The organism is Stackebrandtia sp., from assembly GCF_035643755.1.
Classification (GTDB): Bacteria; Actinomycetota; Actinomycetes; order Mycobacteriales; family Micromonosporaceae; genus Stackebrandtia.
Genome location: NZ_DASQPW010000082.1, coordinates 1 through 8,919, shown reverse-complemented (window position 1 = coordinate 8,919; position 8,919 = coordinate 1). Strand labels below are relative to the sequence as shown.

At 70.8% G+C, this 8,919-nt stretch carries 6 protein-coding genes and 1 pseudogene; 5 read left to right on the top strand and 2 right to left on the bottom strand.

Features of this window, described 5'->3' with window-relative positions; genetic code table 11:
• The 3 genes from VE172_RS06135 to VE172_RS06125 form a co-directional block, all read left to right on the top strand.
• The coding region (locus VE172_RS06135; protein ID WP_324798625.1) for a trehalose-6-phosphate synthase at positions 1–348 on the top strand (348 nt) is incomplete at its 5' end.
• Between the two features lie 117 nt (positions 349–465).
• Positions 466–3,033: a trehalose-phosphatase gene (gene otsB, locus VE172_RS06130; RefSeq protein ID WP_324798623.1), complete on the top strand. Its 2,568-nt coding sequence runs from the start codon at positions 466–468 to the stop codon at positions 3,031–3,033.
• 194 nt (positions 3,034–3,227) lie between these two features.
• Positions 3,228–4,319 carry a DNA glycosylase AlkZ-like family protein gene (locus VE172_RS06125; RefSeq protein WP_324798621.1) on the top strand — a complete coding sequence of 364 codons (1,092 nt, stop codon included), beginning with the start codon at positions 3,228–3,230 and terminating at the stop codon, positions 4,317–4,319.
• On the opposite strand, the gene cobA is transcribed toward VE172_RS06125, so the two are convergent.
• Complete coding sequence (cobA, locus tag VE172_RS06120; RefSeq protein ID WP_349258271.1) at positions 4,308–5,498, bottom strand: uroporphyrinogen-III C-methyltransferase; 1,191 nt, start codon at positions 5,496–5,498, stop codon at positions 4,308–4,310. The genes VE172_RS06125 and cobA overlap by 12 nt on opposite strands.
• 120 nt (positions 5,499–5,618) lie before the next feature.
• Between cobA and VE172_RS06115 the strand changes: the two genes are divergently transcribed.
• Positions 5,619–7,778 (top strand): transglycosylase domain-containing protein, encoded by a 2,160-nt coding sequence (locus tag VE172_RS06115; RefSeq protein ID WP_324798619.1) that lies wholly within the window; start codon positions 5,619–5,621, stop codon positions 7,776–7,778.
• Positions 7,779–7,781: 3 nt separating this feature from the next.
• On the opposite strand, the gene VE172_RS06110 is transcribed toward VE172_RS06115, so the two are convergent.
• Positions 7,782–8,561, bottom strand: coding sequence for an SURF1 family cytochrome oxidase biogenesis protein (locus VE172_RS06110; RefSeq protein WP_324798616.1), 780 nt, complete (start codon positions 8,559–8,561; stop codon positions 7,782–7,784).
• 45 nt (positions 8,562–8,606) lie between these two features.
• Here VE172_RS06110 and VE172_RS06105 point away from each other — a divergent pair.
• Positions 8,607–8,919, top strand: a pseudogene (locus VE172_RS06105) (dipeptidase); the annotation flags it as partial.

Sequence of the window (8,919 nt, the reverse complement as noted above, 5' to 3'; positions counted from 1 at the left end):
CTGGTGACGCCGCTGCGCGACGGGATGAACCTGGTGGCCAAGGAGTACGTGGCCTCCCGGGTGGACGACGACGGGGCCCTCCTGCTGTCGGAGTTCACCGGCGCGGCCTCGGATCTCAAGCAGGCCTATCTGGTCAACCCGCACGATCTCGATCAGGTGAAGTCCGGGATGCTGCGCGCCATCCAGGCGCCCGAATCGGACCGTCGCAGGCGAATGAAGGCCATGCGCCGCTACCTTCGTGGACACGATGTGAAACATTGGGCTCGCGGTTTCCTGACCGCGCTCGGAGTGCCGGAAACGGCAACCGCGTACAATTCCGGCAATATTCGCGAAACGTCCACGACATAATCCGCACCGACGAATAGGGTTCAGCGTTGAGCCGCATGCTGGCGACGTGCCTGGTCACGGGTGTCGCTTGATGGTAATCCGCGCCGTCGCGTGCACGGAATCTCTGGGAAATCATCCATGACCGACACTGAGCAGACTGTTACATCCTTCGATCCCGCGCTGCGCACCGCGCTCACGAAGCTCGCGCGGGTTCCCCAGTTGTTGATCGCCTGCGACTATGACGGCACCCTGGCGCCGATCGTCACCAATCCGTCCACGGCGACGCCGCGGCCGGAGTCGGTCGCGGCCCTGCGCGCCCTGGCGAATCTGTCCCAGACCAAGGTCGCGGTCATCTCCGGCCGCGCGCTGCGGGACCTGGCGGCGCTGTCCCGGCTGCCCAGCGAGGTGCACCTGGTCGGTTCCCACGGATCGGAATTCGACGTCGGATTCACCCACGCGCTGAGCGCCGAGCAGGTCAGTCTGCGCAACAAGATCATCGAGGCGCTGACGTCCATCGCCGAGGCCCACAGTGGAGTGCGCATCGAGCTGAAGCCCGCCGGCGCCGCGCTGCACACCCGCGAGGCCGACCGCCCGACCGCCTCCGCCGTCCTGAAGGAGATCACCTCGGGCCCGGCCGCCTGGGAGGGCGTCCAGGTCGTCGAGGGCAAGGAGGTCGTCGACCTGTCGGTGGTGACCAAGCACAAGGGAAACGCTCTGGACGACCTGCGTCAGCAGCTGGGCGCCTCGGCGGTGCTGTTCATCGGCGACGACATCACGGACGAGAACGCCTTCGCCTCCCTGCACGGCCCCGACATCGGGGTGCGGGTGGGCGCCGGAAGCACGCGCGCCGCCTACCGGATCAACGACACCCTCGAGGTGGCGCAGCTGCTGGCCACCCTGGTGGAGATCCGGCGCAGCTGGCTGCACGGCGAGCACGCCCAGCCCATCCAGCGGCACTCGATGCTGTCGGACGGCGCGAACATCGCCCTGGTGACCCCGGACGCGCGCATCACCTGGATGTGTCACCCCCGCCCCGACTCCGGCGCGGTGTTCGCCGACCTGTTGGGCGGCTCGCCCGCCGGGCACTTCACGGCGCAGCCGGTCGATGCGGGGCTCACCCAGTCGCAGCGCTACATCCCCGGAACCATGACGGTGGAGACCAAGTGGGCCGGGCTGACCGTCACCGACTGGATGGACTCCACGCCGCTGCACGGCGGCGACGCGCACACCACCGTACTGATCCGGCAGCTGTCGGGCCGGGTGCCCACCCGGGTCGAGTTCGCGCCGCGCCCGGAGTTCGGACAGACCCAGGTGCGGCTGCAACCCCTGGGCGACGGGCTGCTCGTGTTGGGCGCCAACGAACCCATGGCCCTGCGCTCCCCGGGCGTGGAGTGGCAGGTCGTCTCCGACGGCGAGCACGACACCGCCAAGGCCACAGTGGACCTCGCCGCTCTGGGTGGGGAACTGGTGCTGGAGCTGCGATGCGGCGCCGACAATGTCGCGCCCCATCCCACCGAGGTCTCCCAGCGCTGGTCCGACACCGAGGAATCGCGCCGCGACTGGGTGAAGCAGCTCGACCTGCCGATGCGCGACCCGGACATGGTGGCGCGCAGCGCCCTGACGCTCAAGGGCCTGTGCCACGAGCCCACCGGCGGCATCATGGCCGCCGCCACCACCTCGCTGCCCGAACACCTGGGCGGCATCCGCAACTGGGACTACCGCTTCTGTTGGCTGCGCGACGGCTCCATGACGGCGCGCGCCCTGGTCAACCTGGGTTCGCTGCACGAGGCGGAGAACTTCTTCCGCTGGGTGTCGGGCGTGGTCGACAGCACCGGCGGCCACCCCGAGTGGCTGGCCCCGCTGTACACCATCGACGGGCAGCCGCTGGGCCCCGAGGCCGTCATCGACACGCTCCCGGGCTACGCGGGTTCGCGTCCGGTGCGGATCTCCAACGCCGCCAACCGCCAGGTGCAGCTGGACGTCTTCGGTCCCGTCGCCGAACTGGTGGCGGCCGTGGCCGAGCGGCGCGGCAAGCTCGACGCGTTCGAGTCCAGCGTGATCACCTCGATGGCCAACGCCGTGGAGCGCCGCTGGCACGAGCCCGACCACGGGGTGTGGGAGGAGCGCCAGGCGCCCCGGCACCACGTGTACTCCAAGGTGATGTGCTGGAAGACCATCGAGCGGGCCCTGTTCCTGTCGGAGAACTACGGTCTGAAGGCCAACCCCGGCTGGCACGACCTGCGCGACAAGATCGCCGAGAACGTCATCGACCTGGGCTGGCACGAGGGCGTGGGCGCCTACACCGCCGCGTACGGCGACACCGACCTGGACGCCGCCTCGCTGTGGATCGGGCTGTCGGGGCTGCTGAGCGCCGACGACCCGCGCTTCACCAAGACCATCGAGGCCATCGAGGCGGGCCTGCGCAGCGGGCCGACCGTCTACCGCTACCGCAAGGACGACGGCATGCCCGGCACCGAGGGCGGGTTCATCCTGTGCGCGTCCTGGCTGGCCGAGGCGTACCTCCTGATTGGACGAAAGACCGACGCCGAGGACCTGTACCAGCAGATCCTGCACTGCGCCGGGCCCACCGGGCTGCTGGCCGAGGAGTGGGACCCGATCGCCGAGCGCGGCCTGGGCAACCACCCGCAGGCGTACTCGCACCTGGGCCTGATCCGCTGCGCGCTGCTGCTGGACAAGCTGGACTAGGGCCTGTTGGAGAGAACCCCGTTTCCTGCTGCGCGGCTTCCCGACGGCGCCTGGCGGCGTTGTCGGTGCGCCCGCGTACAACACCGGTATGCGGGCGCACCTCCGCCTTGCCACGCATCCACCGGGAAGCCGCTCGCCGCGGAAGTGAGTTCCCCAACAGGCCCTGGTCACAGCCAGGCCTTAACCTCGGTGGCATGAAGACCGGTCGCGGCCAGGCGCTGTCTTGGCGATTGACGAGGCAGTTCCTGGCCGAAGGCGCCGCATCGGCCGATCGGGTCGTCGAGCGGCTCGGCGCGATGCCCGCGGTCTCGGGCGACGCGGAGCTCGCCGTGCGCCGACGGCTGACGTCATCGGCGGCGGGCGAGGTGGCGCGGGCGCTGGAATCGGGCCGCGTCATGAAGACCTACCTGTTTCGGGGCGCCACCCATCTCGTGAGCCCGCGGGTCGCGGGTAGCTACCTGGCGCTGCGCGCGGCGGGCAGGCAATGGGAGCTGCCCAGCTGGGTGCGGCATTACGGCGTCGAGCCGCGGCAGTGGCCGACGCTGCGCGGGATCGTCCGCGACCTGGTCGCCGACGGACCCGTCACGCGCGAGCAGCTGGCCGCGGGAGTGACGCGCGACGCCCGCTTCGGTCGGCTCGGACCCGCGTTCACCGACAACAGCGACACCTTCCTGAAGCCGTTCGCGTGGCAGGGCGACATCTGCTTCGGGCCCGTGCGGGACGGGCGGGCGACGTTCCAGTCCCCGTCGGTCAGTCCGCTGTGGAGCGGGATCCCCGATCTCGACGACGCGGGCCGCGCGTCCGTGGCGGCGTACTTCGACGCGTACGGACCCGCGACGGCCGAGAACCTGTATTACTGGCTCGGCAACGGTTTGAGCGCCGGGCGCAAGCGGATCGCCCGTTGGCTCGCCGAGCTGTCGGACGAGCTCGCCGAGATCACCGTGGACGGTCGGCCGATGCTGCAGGCCAGAAGGCACCTGGACGCCCTCGCGGCGGCATCCCCGAGCGCGCCCGTGGTTCTGCTTCCCGGGCACGACCAGTGGGTCCTGGGCCCCGGGACGGCCGACGGCACGATCGTGCCCGGGAAGCGCCGCGCCGCCGTCTCGCGCGGCGCCAACCTCGTCGTCGCCGACGGCGTCGTCATTGGCACCTGGAAGGCCGGTCCCGACACCCTCGCCGTTTCCTGGTTCGCCGAGGCGGGCGATGCGCCCCGCGCCGACATCGAGTCCGAGGCGCGGCGGCTCGCCGCGCTCCTGGGCCGCGACCTCGCCGTCTCACACGCCTAAGGCGGCGACGTCGCCGATGACGATGACGGCGGGGCTGGCGACGTCGACAGCGCCGATGGAGTCCAGTGTGGATTTCAGCTCGCGCTGGCGCGGCGTGGAGGCGTCCATGACGGCCACGACCGGGGTGTCGGCGCGGCGTCCACCGGCGATCAGGGCCGCGGCGATGGCCTCCCGGTGCGCCACTGCCATGAGCAGCACGATGGTGCCGTTGGACGCCGCCAGCGCCCCCCAATTGACCAGGCTGGACGGATCGCCGGGCGCGGCGTGCCCGCTGACCACGGTGAACTCGTGCACGACCCCCCTGCGGGTCACGGGGATTCCCGCCAGGGCGGGGGCCGCCACGGCGCTGGTGACGCCCGGGATCACCCGGACCGCGATCCCGGCGGCGGCGCACGCGTCGAGCTCCTCGCCGCCGCGGCCGAACACGAAGCCGTCCCCGCCCTTGAGCCGCACCACCCGCTTGCCCTGCCCGGCGCGCGCCAGCATGAGCTCAATGATGTCCTCCTGGCCCATCGACTCTCCATAGGGGATCTTCGCGGCGTCGATCAGCTCGACGTCGTCGCGCAGGTCCTCCAACAGCCGCGCCGGGGCCAGGCGGTCGGCGATCACCACGTCGGCGGCGTTGAGGGCGCGGCGGCCCGCCACCGTGATCAGGTCGGCGTCGCCGGGGCCCGCCCCCACCAGCGCCACCCGCGGCTCGTCGTCGGCGGCGGGGCGGAAACGCGGCACCGACAGCTCGCCGCGCTCGATGATCTCGGCGACCCGGTCGCGCAGCGCCGCCGCCCGCCGCGGGTCCACCTCGGCGAAGGCCGCCACGGTCAGTCCCGCGTCGCGCACCACGGCGGGCGTCCAGGCCGTGGCCGCGTCGGCGTCGTCGGCGCGCACGCAAAACACCCGCGCCTCCTCGGCCAGGCCCGAGATCTCGGCGTTGGCGTCCGCGTCGTCGGTGGCGACCAGCACCAGCCAGGCACCGGCCAGATCGGACGGCACGAACTCCCGCTCCGCCAGCCGCACGAGCCCCCGCCCGGCGAGATCGCGCAGGGCGGTGTGCACCCGCGGCGCCACCAGCAGAACGTCGGCCCCGGCGTCCAGCAGCCGCGGGATCCGGCGCTGGGCAACCGATCCGCCGCCCACCACCAGGACGCGGCGCCCGTCCAACCGCAGACCCATCGGGTACATCCGACCGTCCCCTTCCTCGATCACCAACCGCGACAGCCTAACGGGGCCGCGTCGAAATCCCGTCCCGGTTCGGCTCGTCCTCACACGTTGCGATGCTTCCGTGGCTTACGGTCGATAACCATGGGATGGACTAAGGCGTATCACGGCCTTCGGGAACGTCTTATCAAGGCGGCCCTGGGGATTCGCTCGCTGTTGAAGGTCGGGGCGATCGGCGGTCTCATGGCGGCCGTCATGGTGTTCCCGCTGGTGGCCACCGGCGGGCTGTCGGCCAAGGCGGGCGTGGAGGCGGTCGACAAGCTGTCGGCGAAGCTCGGCGACGCCACGCCGCCCCAGACCACCTACGTGTACGCCTCCGACGGAACGACGCTGCTGTCGCAGTTCTACGACGAGTTTCGGCGCAACGTCCCGCTGGACGAGGTGGCGCCGGTGATGCAGCAGGCCATCGTCTCGGCCGAGGACTCCCGCTTCTACCAGCACCACGGCGTGGACTATCGCGGAGTCGCGCGGGCCATGGTGGCCAACAACTCCGGCGGCCAGGTCTCCCAGGGCGCGTCCACATTGACCATGCAGTACGTCCGGGGGGCCCTGCGCAGCAACGCCAAGACCAACGAGGAGGTGCTGGCCGTCACCGAGCAGACCCCCTCCCGCAAGCTGCGGGAGATGCGGCTGGCCACCTCGCTGGAGCAGCGCATGACCAAGAAGGAGATCCTGGAGGCGTACCTGAACCAGGTCTACTTCGGGCACCGCGCCTACGGCATCTTCGCGGCATCCTATGTGTACTTCTCGAAGTCGCCCGACGACCTGACGCTGCCGCAGGCGGCGATGCTGGCGGGCCTGGTGCAGGCGCCGTCGGCCTACGACCCCGCCGCCACCAACACCAAGGACGCCACCAAGCGCCGCAACTGGGTGATCGGTCGGATGGCCAAGCTCGGCTACATCACGCACAAGGAGGCGCGCGACAGCACGCGCACCCCGATCAAGCTGCACCTGTCGCACCCGTCCAACGCCTGCATCGACGTGGGCAAGAAGGCGCGCCGCTACGGCTTCTTCTGCGACTACGTTCGGCACTGGTGGCGGACCCAGCCGCAGTTCGGCAAGACCCCGCGTGACCGCGAGAACAACCTGCGGCGCGGCGGATACACCATCATCACCTCGATCGACCCGCACGCCCAGAAGGCGCTGCAGAAGAACATCGACGCCAGCGAATCACGCGACAGCAGACACGCCCTGGGGGCGGTGGCGCTGGAACCGGGCACCGGGCGCATCAAGGCGATGGCGGTGAACAGAACGTTCAGCCTCGACCAGGGGGGCAACGGGCCCAGCGCCGACCCGATGGCCGCGGCCAGAGGCATGAAGGGCAACTATCCCAACACGGTGAACGCGCTGCTCGGGGGCGGCGGCGTCTCGGGATACCAGGCGGGGTCGACGTTCAAGATGTTCACGATGCTGGCGGCCCTGGAGAAGGGGATGCCGCTGAGCACCGACATCTACGCGCCGCACCAGGTGGCCACGCACTATCCGGTCGCCTCGGGCCCGGCCTCGTGCGGCGGGCAGTGGTGCCCGTCCAACGCCTCCGGCGCCATGACCGGCAACCAGACCATGTGGTCGGGCTTCGGCAAATCGGTGAACACCTATTTCGCGCAGCTCATCGAGCGGGTGGGCGCGGCCCGGGCGGTGCACATGGCCGAGCGGCTGGGATTGAAGTGGCACAACCAATCCGACGCGTTCTACGCCAGCAAGAAGCACGCCAACGGCTGGGGCGCGTTCACCCTGGGCGTCGCCGACACCACGCCGCTGGAGATGGCCGGGGCCTACGCCACGGTGGCCGCCGAGGGCATGTACTGCGAGCCGACGCCGGTGCTCAAGGCCATCGACCAGCACGGCAAGGAGATGGCCAAGGCCGCGCCCGACTGCCACCGCGCGGTGTCCAAGAAGGTGGCGCGCGCCGCCACCGACGCCGCCCGCTGCCCCACGGGGTACGGGGCGGCCAGGGGCAGCTGCGGCGGCTGGAGCACGGCGTCCAGTGTGTACGGACAGCTGGGGCGCCCGGTGGCGGGCAAGACCGGCACCACCGACTCCGACCGGGCGGCGTGGTTCGTGGGCTTCACCCCGCAGCTCGCCGCGGCCGGGTTCATGTCCGATCCGGACAATCCCTTCGATCCCGTGGGAGAGGGGAATTCCCAGAAACCCATCAGCGCCGTGGTCGCGGCGTTGAAGGCCGGGCTGAAGGGGCAGCCGGTGGAGAAGTTCACGCCGCCGCCCTACTCCATGGTGCACTGAGTTTCAGACGCGTTCCTCGCCCCACCTGGGCTTGCGCTGCCTCGGGGTGTCCACGTCGGGCGGGTGGGCCTCGCGGCGGGCGATCATCGCCAGGCCGATGGGGATCATGATGGCGAACAGCCACCACTGGTAGGAGTACGCGAAGTTCTGCCAGGCGCGCTCCTCCTCCACCGGGATCGCCGTCAAACCCTTGGGGGGCTTGTCATCGGTGAGGTAGCCGCGCATCACCGGCGAGTCGAGGTCCTTCGACAGCTCGGCGACGTTGACGCTGCGGGCCTGGCGGACGCCGTCCACGGTGTCGACCGTGCCGAGCTTCTCCTCGGACGGGCGCACCCGCGCGGTCACCGTGACGGTTCCCTTCGGCGGGGCGGGCACCGCGGGGGGCTTGGTGGCCCCGCTGGACGCCGGCGGCACCCAGCCGCGATCGATCAGCACGGCGGTGCCGTCGGCGAGGATCAGCGGCGTGACCACCTCGTACCCGGCGGCGCTGTTGACCGAGCGGTTGCGGATCAGCACCTGCGCGTCGGCGTCGTAGCGTCCCGTGGCGCGCACCCGCTTCCACACCGCGTCGGCGGCGGGTCCGCTGGAGGGCGACAGCACCGTCTCCACGGCGTCGGGGTGCTTCTCGCCGTCGCCGGCGGCGATGCGCGCGTTGACGTCGGCGCGGTATTCGTAGCGGTCGTGTTGCCAAAAGCCCAACCAGACGCAGGCGGCGATCAGCACGATTCCGAGCGCCGCCATACCCAGCCAGCGCAGCGACAGCAGGAAGCGATACCGGTGCACGGCGGCCAGTGTAGAACTCGGGGTTGAGCCGCTTAGTATGACCGCATGTCCGATCCCGTCGCGCAGCTTCGTTCCGCCGTCTCCGACCTGATGCCGGGCGTCATCGACGACCTGATCTCGTTGGCGCGCATACCTTCGGTGGCCTTCGACGGCTTCGACCACGCGCAGGTGGCGCGCAGCGCCGAGGCCGTGGCCGAGCTGCTGCGCGGAGCGGGACTGCCCGATGTGCGCATCGTCACCGCCAAGGGCGAGTCCGGCAAGACCGGGCAGCCTGCGGTGATCGGGCGCAGGCCCGCCCCGCCCGGCGCGCCGACCGTGCTGCTGTACGCCCACCACGATGTGCAGCCCGCGGGCGACC